Raw genomic sequence first — 18,436 nt, 5'->3', positions numbered from 1 at the left:
CCCTCGCGGCCCTCGTGTCCCGCGCGCGGGGCGAGCGTGTGGCTGGTCGTCCCCGGGATGTGGATCGTGGGACGTGAATCCTGACTGGGCATCTCGCCGACTCCTGGTGTGCGAACTGCTGATGGGGACGTTGGTACGGTCCGGCGACCACAGGGGGAAACCGACCGGTTTCCAGTAGCGTAAACCGATCGGTTTCCGAGCGCAAGCGCCACGCGCATCCATCGCCCGAACTGCACCCGGACGGCGCCGGGGGGTGACACCCCCCTCACTTGCGCTGCGGAAACCGATCTGTTTTCCTGAGGTGGAAACAGATCGGTTTCCGATCATCGTTCGGCCATCCACGACCAGCAAGCAAGGGAACACATGAGTACCACCATCGACCGCGGGGCACCCACCTCCGGAAAGACAGACTCGGGCCGCCGCGGCTCCCATGCCATGCGCTGGTGGGTGCTCGTCGTGCTGGGCACGGCGCAGCTCATGGTCACGCTGGACGCGACCGTGGTGAACATCGCGCTGCCCGCGGCGCAACACGACCTCGGCTTCAGCGACGGCAGCCGGCAGTGGGTCATCACGGGTTACGCGCTGGCGTTCGGCAGTCTGCTGCTGCTCGGCGGCCGGCTCGGGGACCTGTTCGGCCGGCGGACCACGTTCGTGACCGGCCTGGTCGGTTTCGCGGGCGCGTCCGTGGTCGGCGGCGCGGCCAGCAGCTTCGAAGTCCTTGTCGGGGCACGCGTCGCCCAGGGCCTCTTCGCCGCGCTGCTCGCGCCCGCGGCGCTCTCGCTGCTCAGCGTGACCTTCACCGAGCCGTCCGAGAGGCCGAAGGCGTTCGGCATCTTCAGCGCCTTGTCCGGTGCGGGTGCCGCGGTCGGGCTGCTGCTCGGCGGCATGCTCACCGAGTGGACCTCGTGGCGTTGGGTGATGTACGTGAACGTCATCTTCGCCGGCGTCGCGCTCCTCGGTGCGCTGCTCCTCCTGGCCAAGCCCACGGTCACCGAACGGCCCCGCATCGACATCCCGGGCACCCTCACGGTCAGCGCCGCGCTGTTCGCCATCGTCTACGGCTTCGCCCACGTCGAATCCACCAGCTGGACCGACCCGGTCAGCCTCGGCTCCCTTGCGGGCGGCGTGGTGCTGCTCGCGGTGTTCGTCTGGCTGCAGTCCCGGGTCGCGCATCCGCTGCTGCCGCTGCGCCTCGTGCTGGACCGGACCCGCGGTGGTTCGTTCATGGCGGTGTTCGTCCTGGGCATGGGGATGTTCTCGATCTTCCTGTTCCTGACCTACTACCTGGAGGCCAGCATCGGCTACTCGCCGATCGAGGCCGGTCTGGCGTTCCTGCCGATGGTTTTCGGCATCGTCGCCTCGTCGACCACGACGCCGTCACTCGTGCTGCCCAGGGTCGGACCGAAGGTCGTGATCACCGCCGGGTTCCTGGTCTCCGCCTCCGGCATGGCCCTGCTGACCCGGCTCACCCTGGACAGCACCTACGTCGCCCACATCATGCCCGGCATGATCCTGCTGGGCCTCGGCATCGGCGCGGTGATGACCACCGCGTTCCAGGGGGCGACCTCGGGCGTGCACCACGAGGACACGGGCGTCGCCTCGGCGCTGATCAACACCAGCCAGCAGGTGGGCGGCTCGATCAGCACCGCACTGCTGACCACCGTCGCCTCATCGGCCGCGACCGACTACCTGTCCTCGCACAAGCCCAGCGCGCTGACCGTGGCCCAGGCCGGGGTCGAGAGCTACACGGCCACCCTGGCGTGGGGCGCCGGGATCTTCGTGGTCGGTGCGGCGCTCTCAGCGCTCCTGATTCCGAATCGGGCTCTGACGCCGTCGGAGGGCGAGCCCGTCATCGCCCACTGAGCCTGAATCCACCGCCGGTCATGGTGGGCGCGGTCACCGTCTTCGTGACGCGCCCCGCCCACCATGCGCACCCGCCCGCCCTGCTGCGGGCGACTCCGGAGATCGCTCCGCCGAGCCCGTAAACCGATCGGTTTTCTTTTTGCCGGAATCGGGTTAACCTCACGGTATGACCACCGATGTGAAATCAAGTTCCAGGGAGCGACTGCTGGAGGCGGCAGCCACCCTCACCTATCGCGACGGTGTCGGCATCGGTGTCGACGCCCTGTGCAAGGCGGCGGGGGTGTCGAAGCGCTCGATGTACCAGCTGTTCGAGAGCAAGGACGAACTGCTGGCGGCGAGCCTGGAGGAGCGGGCCGCCGCCTTCGTGGCCGGACTCCTGCCCGCGCCGGACGACGGCCGCTCCCCTCGCGAGCGGATCCTGTACGTCTTCGGCCAACTGGAGTCACAGGCGGGTGCGCCCGACTTCCTGGGCTGCAGATACCTGACCGTCCAGATCGAGCTCAAGGACCAGAGCCACCCCGCGAGTCAGGTGGCCCACCGGGTCAAGGCCAACCTGACGACCTTCTTCCGCGCCGAGGCCGAACAGGGCGGGGCCGGCGACCCGGACCTGCTGGCACGGCAGCTGATCCTGGTCTTCGACGGCGTCAGCGCCCGCACAGGGATCAAGGCCGACACCCCGGCCGGGCTCGTCGCACCCACGGTGACCGCCCTGCTCGATGCGGCGGACATGCGCTGAGTCGGCACACCCGCAGGCAGCCTCGGTGACCGATGAGCGCGGCGCGTCACAACGAGGCACGCGACAACCGCCGCTTCGCCGGCTCGCAGCGTGGCCGACCAAGAGTCTCCACCAGACCCCGGTGACGCCGGGTCTGCGTGCGCTCAGGTCTGGGGTACGCGGTCCAGCCGCCGGTCGCCTCCAATGACCCACTCCGGCTCGGCCACCAGCAGGCGGAACTGTCCGTCTGCGAGGTCCACGTCGACGACGTGGCGGAAACCGGCGGTCTCGGCCTGCGCGAGGGAGTTCAGGTCTCCGTCCGGGGCGGCGTAGACGATGCGCCGACAGCGCGGATCCGCCTTCCACACGGCGTCCGCCAGCATGCAGAGTTGGCACACTGCTGCGGGTCGAATCCGCGGCGCACCACCACGGTGCCGCCGCGCACCAGTGTGCGCAGCACGAAGCTGTTCAGGGCACCCACGTGGAAGAGCGGGGCGGCAGCGTAGGTGACGTCACCTCTGCGCGTGTCGAGGCGCAGTTCGACGTTGACCGCGTTCCACCAGATGTTGCCGTGGGTCAGGACGACGCCCTTGGGCGTGCCGGTGGTCCCGGAGGTGAACATCAGCACCGCGGGGTCGTCCGCATGCTTGTCCACGACGGACGACGCGGGAAGGCGTGGCGCCGCACGCCGCAGGCACCCTGCACCACATCTATGTGATCACCGGGAAGCTGCGCACCGGCCCCCTCAACGAACGGGTGGACCTGGCGGCGGGGGACTTCGTCCGCTTCCCCGGAGACGTCCCGCACCGCCATGTCTGCCTCAGTGAGCGGGTCGTCGTCCACATGGTGACCACCGTCCCCCAGATCCGCCAGTTCGGCCCCACCGTCACCAAGGGAGTCACGACGGCGCCCCGCGAGAACGGGTGACGCCGCATCCAGCAGCATTTTTTCTACACTTGTGTAATTAGAGACAGCTGGGTATTTTCGGCTCCATGGAGCAGGTGATGCCACCGGAATCCCGGGACCGCCGGGTCCGGCGCTCCCGGGCCGCGCTGATGGAAGCCGCCGTACGGCTGGTGTCCCAGCGCGGTACGACCGCCATCCCGGTCACCGACCTCACCGAGGCGGCAGACGTGAGCAGGAAGCTGCTCTACCTGCACTTCGGTGACCGGGACACCCTGCTCGTGGCGGCGGCGGTCGACCTGGTCACCCGCGAGCTGCTGCCGCGCATCGGGAGTGCCCCCGAAGAGACACGGCTCCAGGTGCTGGAAATGGCCCGGCACTTCGCCGGACGCCGGGCCTTCTACCGCGCGATGCTGACCGGTGCGTGCGCGTTCACCATGACCACGGCGCTGAACGACCTGTTCGGCTCCTTCAACCGGAAAGCCGCGCACGAGCTCTTCCCTGACATCGACCCGGACACGGCCCAGGACCTGGCGGCCTTCGTCGCGGGCGGAACCGGCGCGATCGTCAACCACTGGCTGATCGACGGCCACGACCCACTGGACCCCGAGGAACTGACGGACCGTCTGCTTCGACTGAGCGCGGCGTTCGCCCTCACCCGCCCCGCCGACGAAGGACCCACCCGATGAAGCTGAGCAGCCACCTCGTCCAGCGCCTGCTGCACCTCCCGCCCCCCGCCACCCGGGATCTGACGATCGAGCACGACCTGCGGGTGCCCCTGCGCGACGGCGCCGTTCTGCTGGCCGACCGGTGGCGGCCGGCCTCCGGCGGTGACGGCCTGCCGACCCTGCTCATGCGCACCCCCTATGGCCGCTCCGGCATGGCGGCGGACAGGATGGTCCGCCCGCTCGCCGAACGCGGCTACCAGGTGGTGGTCCAGAGCACCCGCGGCACCTTCGGCTCCGGCGGTGCCTTCGACCCGCTGCGGTGTGAGCGCGAGGACGGCGTCGACACCCTGGAGTGGCTGGTCAAACAGCCCTGGTGCGGTGACGCGGTCGTGCTGTACGGGATCAGCTACCTCGGCTACGCCCAGTGGGTGGTGGGCGACGCGCTCCCGCCTCAGGTGAAGGCGATGATCCCGGGGGTCTCTGAATCCGCGTTCACCCTGGAGTTCCTGCGAAAGGAGTCCTTCTCCCTGGAGGCCACCCTGGGCTGGGGCCTGCTCGTCGCCGAGCAGGAACGGTCGTTCCCGCTGCTGCGCATGGCGCTTCGGACCCGCAAGGAACAGCGTGCCTGGCCGACCCTGCCCCTGAACCGGGCCGACACCGCGGTCATCGGACGCCCCGCCCCCTACTTCCAGAACGTCCTCGCCCACGACGCCGCCAGCCCGTACTGGCAGATCCTCGACCACAGCGCGCGGGTGTCCGGCATCACCGTGCCGGTCAGTACGGTCGGCGGCTGGTACGACATCTTCCTGCCCGGCCAGCTCCGCGACTTCCGGACCCTGCAGAACGCCGGACGCACCGCCCGGCTCACCGTCGGCCCCTGGTCGCACGTGTCCCAGGGCGTGGAACGGGCGACGATCGCCGAGGCCCTCGACTTCGGGCTCGCCCACGCCCGCGGCGAGGAGCCGAGCGACCGCGCGCCCGTACGCCTGTACGTCATGGGTGCGGAGAAGTGGCGCGAGTTCCCGTCCTGGCCGCCCCCGGGCTACGGGCCCCGGCGGTTCCACCTCCACCCCGCCGGCACCCTGGCCACCGACCTGCCTCCCGAGTCGGCACCGGACGCCTACCGCTACGACCCGGCCGACCCCACCCCGACTGTCGGCGGAGCCCGCATGGCCTTGGGCGTAAAAGCGGGCAGCGTCGACAACACCGCCCTGGAGGCCCGGCCGGACGTCCTGACCTACACGACTCCCGTGCTCGACAAGGACGTCGAGGTGATCGGAGAGGTCAGTGCCGAGTTCTTCTTCCGCTCCAGCCTGCCGTACGCGGACGTGTTCGTCAGGCTGTGCGACGTCGACCAGCAGGGCCGCTCGACCAACGTGTGCGACGGCCTGGTCAGCCTGACCGATGCCGACACGACCTCGTGCACGACGGTCACGCTGTGGCCGACGGCCCACCGCTTCCGGGCCGGCCACCGCATCCGCGTCCAGGTCTCCAGCGGCGCCTTCCCCCGCTACAACCGCAACCCCGGCACCGGCGAACCCCGGGCCACCGCCGCCACCCTCCGCCCCGCCGATCAGCAGGTCTTCCACGACCCGGAACGCCCCTCCGCCGTGATCCTCCCGGTCCGGCAGACGGACTGACCGACCACGCTGGCGAGGTCAGGAGTTGCCCGCCCGAGCGGGAGCCAGGTCGGTGTACAGCATGTGGTGGTCCGAGTACGCGCTCGGCTGTACATGGTGGTCGAGCGGGACGAAGCCGCGCAGGAAGACGTAGTCGAACTTGCTCTGCCAGTCGGTGGTCGGCTCACAGGTTCCGGTCGACGAGGGACGGCACTGGGGGTCCGTGTCCGTGGCCAGCGGCCACATCTCGGTGAGTTCGGAGGCGTACGGCACGGCGTTGAAGTCGCCGATGACGATCGCGCGGTCGTGCCGGGCGACTTCCGTGGCGAGCACACCGACCTGCTCCGCCCGGACCGCCTCCTGGCGTCGTTCGGCGAGATGTGTGTTGAAGACCCTGACCTGTTGGCCGCCCACCGTGGTGGTGACCGCCATGTACCCGCGGTCCTCGGATCCGCCGTCGGGATACTCCACGGCGACGTGGTCGGTCATCGGGGCCGCCGAGAGGATCGCCTCGCCGTAGCCTCCCGGACTCCACGGCGCTCCCCCGCAGCGGCCCCAGCTGTGCAGCACCGTCCCGTACTCGACGTGGTAGTCGAGCCCGTAGAGGCTCTCCAGATAGTCCCGGATCCGCTCGACCTCACCCACGCACGACTCCTGCAGGCCGATGACCTGGGGCGCGAACGTGGCGATCTCCGCCGCCCGGTCGACGTTGCCGCTCTCGCAGGGGTTGCAGATGTTCCACGTCATGACCCTGTTCGGTACGACGTCCCTGTCGGCGGCGACGGGCAGTGACCCGGCGGAGGAGGCGCCGTTCGGCGCGCTGGGGCCGACAAGCACCATCCAGACCGCGATCATGGCACCCGCGAGCAACCACGTGCCCCTTCCCAGCACCTTCGCCTCCTCAACGTGGATCCGGCTGACGGCCGAGGGCCGTACCGGGAACATCGTAGGTCGCGGTGCCGCGGCGGACCGTCGCCCGGGCACAGCGCCTACTCCTACTCCTCGTCGCGCAGTTGGGCCGCCAGGGAGGTGAGCGGCTCGTTCTCCTCGGTGTGGCCCACTCGCCGGCGCGGCCGTCGTGCTGCGGCTCGCCGAGCGGGGTCAGGGCCCGGTCCAGGTGGACCAGCGCGTCCTCGTACTCGCCGGCGTAGGCGTTGCCCCGGCCGTGTTCGCAGGCCAGAGCCGTGTCCAGGGAACGGGCCTGGTAACCGGCGGCACGCGCCTCGTCGGCGACGCGGGCGGCGTCGGCCAGGAACGCGAGTGCGTCGGTCAGGCCGTCGGAGCCCTGCCGCTGGGCCTGCGGGCGGGCGAGCTCGCGCAGAGAGCTACTGAGCTGCTGGAAACGCGGGGCCGGGCATGGGCGGCGATCGCCTGGTCCGCGGCCGCGCGGGCCCGGCCGAACTCACCGGACTCGCCGAGGAGTACGGCCGTCTCCGCGACGATCATGGCGTGGCTGCCGGGGTCGTCGTCCCGGCCGGCCGACTCGGCGGCGAGGCTGACGAACTCCGCTGTCGCGGCCTTGAGGTGTTGGGGCGGTCAGTCGGTCGTCCAACTCCCCTGCGGCGACGTCCGGTTCGACCAGCAGGGAGTTGAGCAGAGCGATGCAGTCCTCGATGCGACCCAGGTCGAGGCTGAGCTGGGCCGCGTTGCTGTAGGTGCAGAACGCGTCGATCCTGCTGCCGCGGCGAAGGTCCACCTCCGCCGAGCGGGTCAGGTGGCGCAGTGCCTCGTCGGGGCGGCCCAGGTGCATGCAGGCCTCGGCCAGATCACCGGGGATGCGGGTGGTGTCGCCGGTGCCGTCCGGCCAGTCGGCCGCCCCTCGCAGGCCCTCGGTGAGGTCCGTGTACGCGGTCTGCGGGTCCCGGAGGCGGGGTCCTGGGTCTTCAGCCGCTCCAGGAAGGCGTCGATCTCGGAGACCGCTGCGGGCACGTCGCCGGAGATCTGTCCGGGGGTGTCGTGCCGGGTGGCGAAGTCGTGCATCAGGTCGACCTCGGCGAAGACCGGTGCGATGTGCTCCTCGCTCCTCGTCGTCTGGAGGCGCAGGCCGGGCGCGGTCGCCTGCAGCCGCAGCAGCCGGGCCTCCTGGTACGGGGCGAGACCGGGCGTCTCCTCACCCAGGCGGACCATGGCGGCGTGGGCGGCGGTCAGCGCGACGGCCTTCGCCTCGGCAGCGCCGGCGCCGTCGGCGCCCGCAATGGACTCGGCACCCTCGACGCCGCCTGCGTACCCGCGGCCGACGGCTTCGAACGGAAGCCAGGGCAGCAGCATCCGCAGGATCTCGTCGTCGTGCACCGCGAGCGACTTCACGGCCAGGTGGTGGGCCTGGAGGAAGCGGCTCAGCAGCTCCGGGTCGCTGGCGACGGCCCGGGCTATCCAGGCGCGCAACCGTTCGGCGAGGGCCGTCCAGATCGGCGAGTTCGCCGAGGACCTGGTGGTCGCGGCCGAGGTCGAAGGGGGCCAGGGCCGCCTTGACATCCTCCCAGTCACCGGCGTCGGCCGCTCCCCCCAGCGCGCGCACCCGGGTGTCGCCGAGGGCTGCCGAGCAACCTGCCGAAGATACCGCGCCCTCCCCCTGGTCCCGCGTGATCGTCCGATGCAGCTTCGACCGGGCCGTCACGCATGCGGGGACGGTCAGCCCAGCTGGTCGCCCCGCTCGGCGTGTGCCTCCCCGAGGAGGAGGTAGGCGGCGGCCGTCCAGGTGTAGGCGCGGTCGCGCAGACCCGTTCCGGTCAGGGCGTCGAAGTTCTCGGCGAAGCCGTGGGTCTCGCACAGGGCGCGGAAACGGGCGCTGATCTCGTCCGCCAACTGCTCGTGGCCGGCGCGGCGCAGGCCGTCCTCGACGAGGATCGTGGCCGGGGCCCAGATCGGGCCACGCCAGTAGCCGTCGTCGAGGTAGTGGGGTGAGCTCGGCAGCTCGGTGGCCAGGCCGTACGGGGTCAGGTGGGCCTCGATTCGGTCGGCCAGCACTGCGCTGATCCCGTCCGGCAGATGCTCGCCCAGCACGATCGGCATCAGGTCGAGCAGGCCGGAACTCCCCCAGGTCTCACCGCTGTCGGCACCCCGGGTGACGAACCGGTCGCCGGTCCAGAGCTGGTCGAGCATCGCCGCCTGGGTCGACTCGGCGGTACGAGTCCACCGCTGGGCGTCGTCCGGTCTGTCCAAGTGCGCCGCCAGTTCGGCGAGTTCGTGCAGCTGGAGGGTGAGGAAGGCGGCCAGGTCGGCGGTGACGACCACGCGTTCGGGGTCGAAGGCGGTGGCGTTGTCCCAGCCGCTGTCGTTGCCGTGCTGGTAGTGGGGCAGTTCGGCGCCGGGTGCGCGCCGGGCGGTGAGCCAGAACTCCGTCCAGCGTGCAAGCCGTTCGTACGTCGCGGCCAGTTCCGCCCGGTCGACAGGCGTGGGCAGCCGTCGGCGCAGATGGCCGAACGCCCAGCCGTGAATGGGCGGTTTGACGAAGTTGCGGAGCACCTCGGAGTGCGTGACCGAGTCGGGCAGGGCCCCCGTCGCGTCCTGGTGGTCGAAGGGCAGCTGGAACTGGTCCCGGGCCAGTTCGGGGCAACCGGGGGCCAGGGCCAGGGCGTTGAAGCAGTGGTCCCAGCTCCAGACCTTGTCCATCCAGTGCTTGGACATCAGCACGCCGGGCCGGGTGACCAGGCCGGCCGGGCGCACGGTCGCCGACCACAGGACGTAGGCGGCGAGTTCGGCGGCCGGGGTGGAGGGCGAGCGCCAGGGGGCCACGCTGTCGACGAAGTCCGCGAAGGAGTTCCGCGCGGCCTCGACGACCTTGTCGAAGACCGCCGTCGACACGTAGGGCGGGCGGGCGGTGTCCATTTCCTCGACGGCCGTCTCCCAGCGCCCGTCCGCGTCGGCGGCGAGGATGAGGCCCCGCTCGGCGCTCCCGAGCGCCTGGTCACCGAACACGTCGACGGTGCCGGCCAGCACGGTGACCCGGTAGCGGCGCCCGGTCTCGTACGACGTGAACACGTACGCGTCGGCGGCCGGATCGCGGTAGAAGTACGTCCCGCTGAACGGGGTCAGCGTCCCGGCCGCCGCCGAGATCCTGAGCGGCAGACCCGCACCGCGCAGTCGTACGGTGTCCGGCGACTCGTAGGCGAGATCGATCTGGCCGCTCGCGCCGGTCCAGCTCAGCAGGCCCGGGGTGGCCGACACACCGGTCTCGGCGCGCCGGCCCGTCGCCGGGTCGTACGGCATGAGACGCAGGACGGCGTGCATGCCGTTCTGGTGCGAGACGAGGTGGAGGTCGTCGGCGTACGTCTTCTCCGCCACCACGGGCGAGATGCCGAACCAGGATCCGTGGGTGCTGAACGGGATGTCGTGGACGGAGAAGGCCGGGCCGGAACGGGCGACGGTCATGAAGGGGTTTCTCGTTTCTCGAGCGGTGGGGGGCGACGGGGGGCGGGCTCAGTCCTTCACGGCACCGGCGGTCACACCGGCGGCGACGTAGCGCTGGGCGAGGACGAGGATGACCGCGGCCGGCAGCGAGGCCACGACGGCGGTGGCCATGATGGCGTTCCACTCCTGGTTGTTGTTGCCGATGTAGTGGTAGATGCCGAGGGTGATGGGCTCGTGGGCGCCGCCGTTGACCAGGGTTCCGGCGAAGACGAAGTCGGACCAGGACCACAGGAACGCGAACAGGGACACCGTGACGACGGCGTTGCGGCTCATCGGCAGGACGATGGACCAGAAGGTGCGCAGCGCTCCGGCGCCGTCCGTCCTCGCGGCCTGGAGCAGTTCGCCGGGGATGCCGGACATGAACGCGGTGAAGATGAGGACGGCGAACGGCACGGCCAGGGTGGAGTCGGCGACGATCAGGCCGGGGACGGACTGGAGCAGGCCGAGCTGGAGGTAGATGGCGTAGAAGCCCATCGCCATGATGATGCCGGGGATCATCTGGGCGGCCAGGAGCAGGAAGCTGAGCACTCCGCCGCCGCGCGGGCGCAGTTTGGCCAGCGCGTAGCCGGCCGGGGCGGCCAGGGCCACGGTCAGGACGACGGTGCCGAGGCCGATGACGAGGCTGGTGCCGAGGTACGGCAACTGCTCGTCGAGGACGGTGCGGTAGCCGGCGAGGGTGCCGTGGACGGGGAACAGGTCGGGCGGGCTCTTGCGCATGTCCTGGTCGCGGGTGAAGGACACGTTGATCATCCAGTAGACCGGGAAGAGCATGATGCCGGTCAGCAGCAGGCCGAGGGCCGTCTTCAAAGGCCTTGTCATGACAGCGCCTGCTTTCGCTGGACCCGCACGTACACCAGACCGAAGACCAGGGCGGCGACCACCAGCAGGTTGCCGACGGCGGCGCCGGGGCCGAAGGCGGGCAGCAGGTTGCCGAAGCCGAGCTGGTAGGACCAGGTGGCGAAGGTGGTGGAGGAGTCCGCCGGACCGCCCTTGGTCATGATCCAGATGATGTCGAAGACCTTGAGGGTGTAGACGAGGCCGAGGAGCAGGGTGATCGCGGACACCGGGCGCAGCAGCGGGAACGTGATCCGCCAGAACCGCTGCCAGGCGTTCGCGCCGTCCAGGGCGGCCGCCTCGTACAGCGAGGTCGGGATGGACTGGAGGCCGCTGTAGAGGACGACCAGGTTGAAGGGGACGCCGATCCAGATGTTCGCAATGATCACCGAGGTCAGTGACCAGGACGGTGAGGTCAGCCAGTTCACCGGGCCGACGCCCACCGCGCTCAGGAAGGCGTTGACGATGCCGGAGTCGCTGTTGAGCATCCAGGACCAGGTGGACGCGGACACGATCAGCGGCAGCAGCCAGGGCACCAGGAACAGGGCCCGCAGGGTGGCCGAGAGCCGGAAGTTCTGGTGGAAGAAGACCGCGAGGGCCAGCCCGATGGCGTACTGGAAGAGCAGGCACACTGCGGTGAACACCACGGTGTGGACCAGGGCGGGGGTGAAGGTCGGATCGTCGAAGACCTTCCGGTAGTTCGCCAGGCCCGCGAAGGGGGCGTTGCCCTGGACGAACGAGCGGACGGTGTAGTTGCGCAGGCTCAGGTCGAGGTTGCGGTAGAGCGGATAGGCGTAGAAGAGGACGAGGTAGAGGGTCACCGGGGCGAGGAAGGCCCAGGCGGCCCACTGCGGGGAGGCGGGACGGCGTCCCGCCTCGGGGGCCGCGCCTTCGGAGTCGGTCCGAGGGCGCGGCACTTGTGTGGTACGGATCGTCAACTGTCCCCGAGGTGCGCTCACTTGACGGCGGACTGGGCGTCGGTCAGCGCGTCCTTCGGGGACTTGGAGCCGCTGAGGGCGGACTGGACGGCCTTCCACATCTGCTCGGAGATCTTCGGGTACTTGGTGCCGAGGTCGTCGCTGGTGCGCCCCTTGGCCGAGCGGACCGCCGCGACCCAGGGCTTCAGCTCGGGGTCGGCCGCCGTCTGCTTGTCCTGGACCTCGGTGGTGGGGGCCACGTAGGACAGGGTGGTGTCGGTGTCGTACAGGTTCTGGGTGCTGGTCAGGCAGGTCGCCAGCTTCTGGGAGGTGGTGTAGCGGGCGGTGTCGTCCTGGACCGGGAGGGTGACGAACTCGCCGCCGGTCGGGGCGGCCGCGCTGCCTCCCGAGGCGCCGGGTATCGGGAGCACGCCGTACTCGAAGCCCGCCTTCTTGGCGTTGGCCAGCTGCCAGGTGCCGTTCTCGGCGAACGCGTAGTCGCCGGACGCGAACTCCTGCCAGCTGGTGGTCTGGGTGTTGTTGAGGACGGAGTTCGGGGCGTAGCCCTGCTTGACCCAGTCCTTCCACAGCGTGAGGGCCGACTCGCCCTGGGCGGAGTCGAGTTGGGTCAGTTTCGCGCCCGCGCCCCAGAACCACGGCAGGAACTGGAAGCTGCCTTCCTCGGTGCCGATCGCGGAGAAGGTGATGCCCTTCTTGCCGGCCTTCTTCACCTTCCCCAGGGCCGCCGTCAGCGACGGCCAGTCCTTGATGGACGCGACATCCACGCCGGCCGCCTTCAGCACGGCCTTGTTGTAGTAGAGGGCGAGGGTGTTGGCGCCGATCGGGGTGCCGTACGTCCTGCCGCCCGACTGGCCGGCCGCGAGGAGGTTGGGGTCGACCTTCGAGGTGTCCAGCTTGTTCTCGTCGGTCGTGGTGAGCACGCCCGCCTCGGCCAGGGTCGAGACGACCGGGTTGTCGACGACGAGGAGGTCCGGGGAGTTGCCCTGCTGGGCGGCGAGCAGGGTCTTGTTGGCGAGGTCGCTGGTGTCGAAGCCGGTCCGCTTGATCTTCACGCCGGCCTCGGTGCCGCACTTGTCGAGGAGCTGCGTCCAGGCCGAGCCCTTGGCGAACTGCGGGTACGGGTCCCAGACGGTGTACGTGCCGCTGTCCGCCGCGTTCGCCCCGGTGCCGCCCGATCCCGAGCCGCAGGCGGTGGCGGAGGCGGCGATGGCCAGGGCGAGCAGTACGGCGGCGCTCGGACGGCGCTGTCCGGAGATTCTGTTCATGGCGGTTCCTTCGGTTTGTGGCAAGCGGGTGCCGCGGCGGTGGGTCGCGCGGAGAAGCGGGCACGGCGAACGGCGCCGTCGGGCGGTTCGGGCGTGAAGTGGTGTTCAGGCCATTCGGGGATGAGCGGTACGACGACGGGTCGACGGGTTGCTGCGGTGTGCTCAGGCCTGCGCGGGCCCGGTGCTGGCCCGCAGCGAGATCGGTGGGGTGAGGAGGTGGTGCCGGGGCGGTGCGTCGGCGTCGTCCAGCCGTTCCACCAGCAGTTCGACGGCCAGCCGGCCCATCTCGGCCGCCGGTACGTCCGCCGCGGTGAGCTGCGGGGTGACCGTCTCCGCCCAGCGGTTGGCGACGACCCCGGTGACGGAGAAGTCGCGCGGCACATGGCGGCCCGCCATGGCGAGCCCCCGGTAGAGGCCGCCCAGCGCGGCCTCGTTCAGGGTGACCAGGGCCGTGGTGGCCGGGTCGTCGTGCAGGATGTGTTCCACGCAGCTCTGGCCGGAGGCGGCGTCGTCGCCGCAGCAGTACGTCCGGACAGTGAGCCCGCGTTCGGCGGCGGCTTTCGTGAAGCCGTCCAGGCCGCGGTGCGCGGACTCGTAGCCGGCTCTGAGGAGTTGCTCGGGCCGGTTGACGAAGGCGATCCGGCGGTGGCCGAGGTCCGCGAGATGGTGGACGCAGGCCTCCGCCAGCGCGGTGTGGTCCAGGCCGACCCACCAGGCGTCCTCAGACCGGGCGGTACGGCCGATGGAGACGGACGGGAAGCCCAGCGCGGCCAGGTGATCCGCCCGGTCGTCCGCCAGCCTGATCTCCATCAGGATCGTGCCGTCGACCCGCCGCTCCCCCAGCAGCCGCTGGAAGGAACGGTCGCTGTCCACACCACTGGGCGACAGCAGGACGTCGTAGTCGAACGCCGCGGCCGCCTCCACCACACTGCCGATGAAGTCCAGCTGCATCCCGGTGTAGTGGTTCCCGGCCGGCGGGAAGACCAGGCCGATGGTGCTGGTCCGCCCGTTGGCCAGGGCGCGGGCGCTGGCGCTGGGCCGGTAGCCCAGCTCGTCCACGACCTGCTGGATCTTCCGGCGGGTGTCCTCCGACACCGGGCGCTTGCCGCTCAGCGCATAGGACACGGTGCTCCGCGAGACACCGGCCAGCCGGGCGATCTCACCGATGTTCACGGCGGCTCCTTGGGAGAGGACGACCGGCTGTCGAACCGGTTCGCTTGGAAGTGAACGTAAGAACTGCTCGGGCGCCTGTCAACACCCGTGCGGCAATCGCCGGCAGCACCAAGAAGAGGGCGAGATCCCTGTGTCCAAAGGATTGCTGGCCCGATGTCCCGGTGCTAGCTTCGCCGAACCGGTTCGACGCTGTCACCTGGTCCCCCCTCGCACCACCCCTCACAGAGCCGCCTCCCACCTCACCCGACACGGAGACCACCCCGCTGCACACCCCCCGAGTCGAACCGGTTCAACGTGCATGCGGACCGACCGCAACCCGTTATCCGACGATTGAGGACGCAATCCATGCCATCCGCTGACAGATCCACGCGGCGCCGGGCTCCGGCCGCCCTGGCGCTGGCCCTCGGCGCGGGCCTGCTGGCCGCACCCGCCGTCCCCGCGCACGCGGCCGAGCCGCCCGGTCCCGTCGCCCGCTACACCTTCGACCAGGACGACCTCGCCTCCGGAAAGATCACCGACAGCTCCGGCAACGGCCTGACGGCGAGCCTGGTGAACGGCTCCACCGCCCAGTCCGTCACCGGCAGCGACGGCGGCAAGGCGCTGGCCCTCCCCGGCGGGGCCCCCTCCTCCACCGGCGCGTATGTCCGCCTGCCCCGCGAAGTGCTGGCCGGCGCGAGCGACCTGACGGTCTCCGCCCGCGTCAAGTGGGGCGACGACCGGTCGGCCTGGCAGCGCATCTTCGACCTGGGCACCAACACCACCAAGTACCTCTTCACCACGCCCTCCAACGGCAGCGTCCTGCGCACCGCCGTGACCACCGGCGGAGGGGGCGGGGAGGCGCAGGTCAGCGGGTACGCGGCGCTGCCCGCCGACCAGTGGCGGACCGTGACGGTCACCCTCGACACCTCCGCCGGCCGGGTCACCACCTACCTCGACGGCGTGGCGGTCTCCTCGGCCAAGACCGGCGTGAAGGCCGCGGACCTGCTGGACGGTTCGGCCACGGCCGCCGGTTACATCGGCAAGTCGTTCTACGAGGACCCGCTGTTCAAGGGTGCGATCGACGACTTCACGGTGTGGCACGCGGCGCTCAGCCCCGAGCAGGTGGCCGGCACCGTCGGAAGCGTCCCCACCCTCCAGGACCTCTCGCAGACGTCCTTCGACCTCCGTACGACGACCGGGACCGCCCCGTCGCTCCCCGCAGCCGTCCGCGCCTCCTTCTCCGACGGTTACGACCGTGACGCTCCCGTCGTCTGGGACGCCGTACCGGCGGAGAAGTACGCCCAGCCGGGCACGTTCACCGTGGCGGGCACCGCGGCCGGACGTTCCGTGCAGGCCACCGTCACCGTGGTCCGTGAGGGGGCGCTCACCGTTGACCTCGGCTCGGACACCGGCGCGTTCCACGGCGGCGCCTCCGGCACGCTCTACGGCGTGTACGGACCGGACGTCCCCACCAACAACCTCATCGAGGGCATGGGGCTGCGCACGGTCTCCACGAAGGCCCAGGACGGGCCGCAGCACCCGGGCGCCGACGCGCTGGAGGTGGTCAAGCCGCTCGCCGACTCCACCGACGGTGATGTGTACATCTACATGACCGACATCCACCGCGGCTTCCCCTACGAGTGGCCGGGCGACACCCCCGCCGAGAAGCTCAAGCTCTACGAGGAGAAGATCGCCAAGCAGGTCGACCAGGTGCTCCAGCTGCCGAAGCAGTACCAGGACAACATCGTCTTCGTGCCGTTCAACGAGCCCGAGGGCAACATGTTCGGTACCGGTCAGTGGAGTTACAACAAGGTCAGTTGGCTGAACGACCCCGACGACTACTTCGCCGCCTGGGACTCCGCGTACAAGCTGATCAAGGGCAAGATGCCCGACGCCCGTATAGCCGGTCCCAACACCAGTGTCCTGTACGACCAGGTGAAGGGCTTCCTGACGCACGCCCTGGCCGCGGGCACCCTCCCGGACGTCATCACCTGGCACGAGCTGAGCCACCCGGAGGCGGTGCGCCAGAGCGTGGCCAAGTACCGGGTGTGGGAGAAGGAGTTGTTCAAGGGCACCTCTCGCGAGGGCACCCAACTCCCCGTCAACATCAACGAGTACGCCTTCAATTACCACACCTCCGTGCCCGGCCAGATGATCCAGTGGGTGTCCGCGATCGAGGAGTCCAAGGTGGACGCCGACATCGCGTACTGGAACATCGACGGCAACCTCTCCGACTCCGCGGTGCAGTCCAACCGGGGCAACGGCCAGTGGTGGCTGCTGAATTCGTACGCGTCGATGAGCGGGCACACGGTCTCCGTGAACCCGCCGTTCCCCGGCCAGAACTACACCATGCAGGGCGTGGCCACCCTCGACGAGAAGAAGAAGCAGGCCCGGCTGCTCTTCGGCGGCTCCACCGGAAAGGGGCACGTCACCTTCGCGGGCGTCCCGAAGAAGCTCTTCGGCAGGAACGTGCACGCCTGGGTGCGGGAGATCGAGTGGAGCGGACAGGTCGGCGACAACTCCGGCCCGAAGCTGCTCACCGAGACCAATCTGAAGGTCGCGGACGACGGCACGGTCACCGTCGACTTCGGTGACGGGGCACTGCCCAAGCTGAAGGAGTCCTCGGCGTACGAGATCGTCCTCAGCCCGGCCGGCAAGGCGGCGAAGACCCAGTCCCCGCCGGTGCGTTGGCAGGGTTCGTACGAGGCGGAGGACGCCGCCCACACCGGGTCCGGCTACTCCAAGAACGGCCCCGAGGGCTCGACGAGTGACGTGTCGAAGTTCTACACCTCCGGCGGCTACGACGTGGGCGGTCTGCGCACCGGCTCGGACGTCACGCTCGACTTCACCGTGGACGTGCCGGAGGACGGCACCTACGACCTGAGCGTCTTCGCCAACTCCCTCAACACCTTCGACAAGGTGAAGGAGCAGGGCCCCACCAACGTCTTCCTGCGCGTGGACGGCGCGGCCGGCAGCGAGCAGGAGCTGTACATGCCGCTCGGCTACAAGTGGGTGGTGTGGGACCACACCGACACCAAGGTGCAGCTCACCAAGGGCAAGCACACCCTGACGCTCGCCGCGAAGAGCCTCGACGGCAAGCGGGTCACGAAGGGCGATGCCATCGTCGACCGCCTCACCCTGTCCCTGCCGGACGCCTCGGCCACCACTCAGGTGTACGAGGGCGAACTGGCCTGGCTGGGCGGCGGGGCACGGCCCGTCTACGACGTGCCGAAGTCCTCCGGATCGGGCGCCGCCCGGCTCGCGAAGGGCCAGACGGCCACGTTCTGGGTCTACTCCCCCGCCGACCGGGAGGCCACGCTGAACGTCGACACCCTGGGCGGAGCGGACGCACGACTCTCCGTCAACGGACAGGACGTCCTGCGGCTGGCCAAGGGGCGAGGCAGCGTCGCGGTCTCCCTCTCCGGCGGCGTCAACAAGGTGACGCTGACGGGCGGTTCGTCGGCCACGCTGGTCGACCGTCTCACGGTCACGCCGACCGAGGGCGCGCTCAAGACGCGTACCTACGAGGCGCAGGACGCCGTACTCGCGGGCTCGGCCACGCTCACCCCGCTGTCACTCGCCACCGACGGTACGGCGATCACCGGCGTCGGCGGCGACCCGGGCAACGGCAACACCGCCACGTTCACGGTCACCGCGGACCAGGCCGGCCGGTACGCGCTGCGCATCCGCTACTCCAACCCCGAGCAGTCCGAGGCCACCCACTACAACCCGGACCCGCTCGCCCGGCACGCGGACATCTCCGTCAACGGCGGCGCGATCCAGCGGGTCGGCTTCCCGCACACCTTCCACCAGAACAACTTCTGGGAGCTGACCGTGCCGGTCACCTTGAAGAAGGGGACGAACACCCTCACCTTCCGCTCCGAGGAACTGCCGAACTTCGACGGCACGACGTACGCCTCGGACACCTTCCCCGGAGTACTCCTCCGCTCCCGGTACGCCCCGCTGATCGACCGGATCGCCGTGGCGCCGTACGCGAGGGAGGTGCGGTGAGGTGATGCCTGACCGGCGGCGTCGTGAGGCGCCGCCGGTCAGATGCACGTCGGTGTCC

Annotated in this window: 12 protein-coding genes and 4 pseudogenes; 6 read left to right on the top strand and 10 right to left on the bottom strand. The window is 70.1% G+C overall.

Annotated elements, in window-relative coordinates; genetic code table 11:
- A pseudogene (locus AB0D34_RS45815) lies at window positions 1–92 on the bottom strand (alpha/beta hydrolase); the annotation flags it as partial.
- Between the two features lie 271 nt (window positions 93–363).
- On the opposite strand from AB0D34_RS45815, the gene AB0D34_RS45810 reads away from it, so the two are divergent.
- On the top strand, window positions 364–1,863 hold the full coding sequence (locus AB0D34_RS45810; RefSeq protein WP_362673817.1) for an MFS transporter: 1,500 nt from the start codon (window positions 364–366) through the stop codon (window positions 1,861–1,863).
- A gap of 166 nt (window positions 1,864–2,029) precedes the next feature.
- Entirely contained in the window at window positions 2,030–2,599 is a 570-nt protein-coding gene (locus AB0D34_RS45805) for a TetR/AcrR family transcriptional regulator (protein ID WP_362673814.1), read from the top strand.
- 379 nt (window positions 2,600–2,978) lie between these two features.
- Here the strand turns inward: AB0D34_RS45805 and AB0D34_RS45800 are convergent.
- Window positions 2,979–3,227 (bottom strand): annotated as a pseudogene (locus AB0D34_RS45800) (AMP-binding protein); the annotation flags it as partial.
- Between the two features lie 26 nt (window positions 3,228–3,253).
- Here AB0D34_RS45800 and AB0D34_RS45795 point away from each other — a divergent pair.
- The 3 genes from AB0D34_RS45795 (at window position 3,254) to AB0D34_RS45785 (ending at window position 5,789) form a co-directional block, all read left to right on the top strand.
- The gene (locus AB0D34_RS45795; RefSeq protein WP_362673811.1) at window positions 3,254–3,505 is read left to right on the top strand and encodes a cupin domain-containing protein; all 252 of its coding nucleotides are present in this window, start codon (window positions 3,254–3,256) and stop codon (window positions 3,503–3,505) included.
- A 77-nt stretch (window positions 3,506–3,582) separates the two neighbouring features.
- The gene (locus AB0D34_RS45790) at window positions 3,583–4,170 is read left to right on the top strand and encodes a TetR/AcrR family transcriptional regulator (protein ID WP_362673808.1); all 588 of its coding nucleotides are present in this window, start codon (window positions 3,583–3,585) and stop codon (window positions 4,168–4,170) included.
- Window positions 4,167–5,789, top strand: a complete 1,623-nt coding sequence (locus AB0D34_RS45785) for a CocE/NonD family hydrolase (protein WP_362673806.1) — start codon at window positions 4,167–4,169, stop codon at window positions 5,787–5,789. The genes AB0D34_RS45790 and AB0D34_RS45785 overlap by 4 nt, the downstream gene beginning before the upstream one ends.
- Window positions 5,790–5,807: 18 nt before the next feature.
- Here the strand turns inward: AB0D34_RS45785 and AB0D34_RS45780 are convergent, their stop codons facing one another.
- The 8 genes and pseudogenes from AB0D34_RS45780 to AB0D34_RS45745 form a co-directional block, all read right to left on the bottom strand.
- Entirely contained in the window at window positions 5,808–6,713 is a 906-nt protein-coding gene (locus tag AB0D34_RS45780) for an endonuclease/exonuclease/phosphatase family protein (protein ID WP_362673803.1), read from the bottom strand.
- Between the two features lie 50 nt (window positions 6,714–6,763).
- Window positions 6,764–7,943: pseudogene (locus tag AB0D34_RS45775) on the bottom strand (hypothetical protein); the annotation flags it as partial.
- A gap of 223 nt (window positions 7,944–8,166) precedes the next feature.
- A pseudogene (locus AB0D34_RS45770) lies at window positions 8,167–8,355 on the bottom strand (hypothetical protein); the annotation flags it as partial.
- Window positions 8,356–8,399: 44 nt separating this feature from the next.
- Window positions 8,400–10,139 (bottom strand): trehalase family glycosidase, encoded by a 1,740-nt coding sequence (locus AB0D34_RS45765; RefSeq protein ID WP_362673800.1) that lies wholly within the window; start codon window positions 10,137–10,139, stop codon window positions 8,400–8,402.
- A 48-nt stretch (window positions 10,140–10,187) separates the two neighbouring features.
- Window positions 10,188–10,997: a carbohydrate ABC transporter permease gene (locus AB0D34_RS45760; RefSeq protein WP_362673798.1), complete on the bottom strand. Its 810-nt coding sequence runs from the start codon at window positions 10,995–10,997 to the stop codon at window positions 10,188–10,190.
- Window positions 10,994–11,929 carry a sugar ABC transporter permease gene (locus AB0D34_RS45755; protein WP_362673796.1) on the bottom strand — a complete coding sequence of 312 codons (936 nt, stop codon included), beginning with the start codon at window positions 11,927–11,929 and terminating at the stop codon, window positions 10,994–10,996. Before AB0D34_RS45755 ends, AB0D34_RS45760 begins: the two co-directional genes overlap by 4 nt.
- A gap of 38 nt (window positions 11,930–11,967) precedes the next feature.
- On the bottom strand, window positions 11,968–13,215 hold the full coding sequence (locus tag AB0D34_RS45750; protein ID WP_362673794.1) for an extracellular solute-binding protein: 1,248 nt from the start codon (window positions 13,213–13,215) through the stop codon (window positions 11,968–11,970).
- A gap of 162 nt (window positions 13,216–13,377) precedes the next feature.
- Window positions 13,378–14,388, bottom strand: a complete 1,011-nt coding sequence (locus tag AB0D34_RS45745; RefSeq protein WP_362673791.1) for a LacI family DNA-binding transcriptional regulator — start codon at window positions 14,386–14,388, stop codon at window positions 13,378–13,380.
- 345 nt (window positions 14,389–14,733) lie between these two features.
- Between AB0D34_RS45745 and AB0D34_RS45740 the strand changes: the two genes are divergently transcribed.
- Window positions 14,734–18,378: a LamG-like jellyroll fold domain-containing protein gene (locus tag AB0D34_RS45740; RefSeq protein WP_362673788.1), complete on the top strand. Its 3,645-nt coding sequence runs from the start codon at window positions 14,734–14,736 to the stop codon at window positions 18,376–18,378.
- The last annotated feature ends 58 nt before the right edge of the window (window positions 18,379–18,436 follow it).

It is taken from the genome of Streptomyces sp. NPDC048420, from assembly GCF_040651535.1.
GTDB lineage: Bacteria > Actinomycetota > Actinomycetes > Streptomycetales > Streptomycetaceae > Streptomyces.
This window is presented reverse-complemented; position numbering and strand designations above follow the sequence as displayed.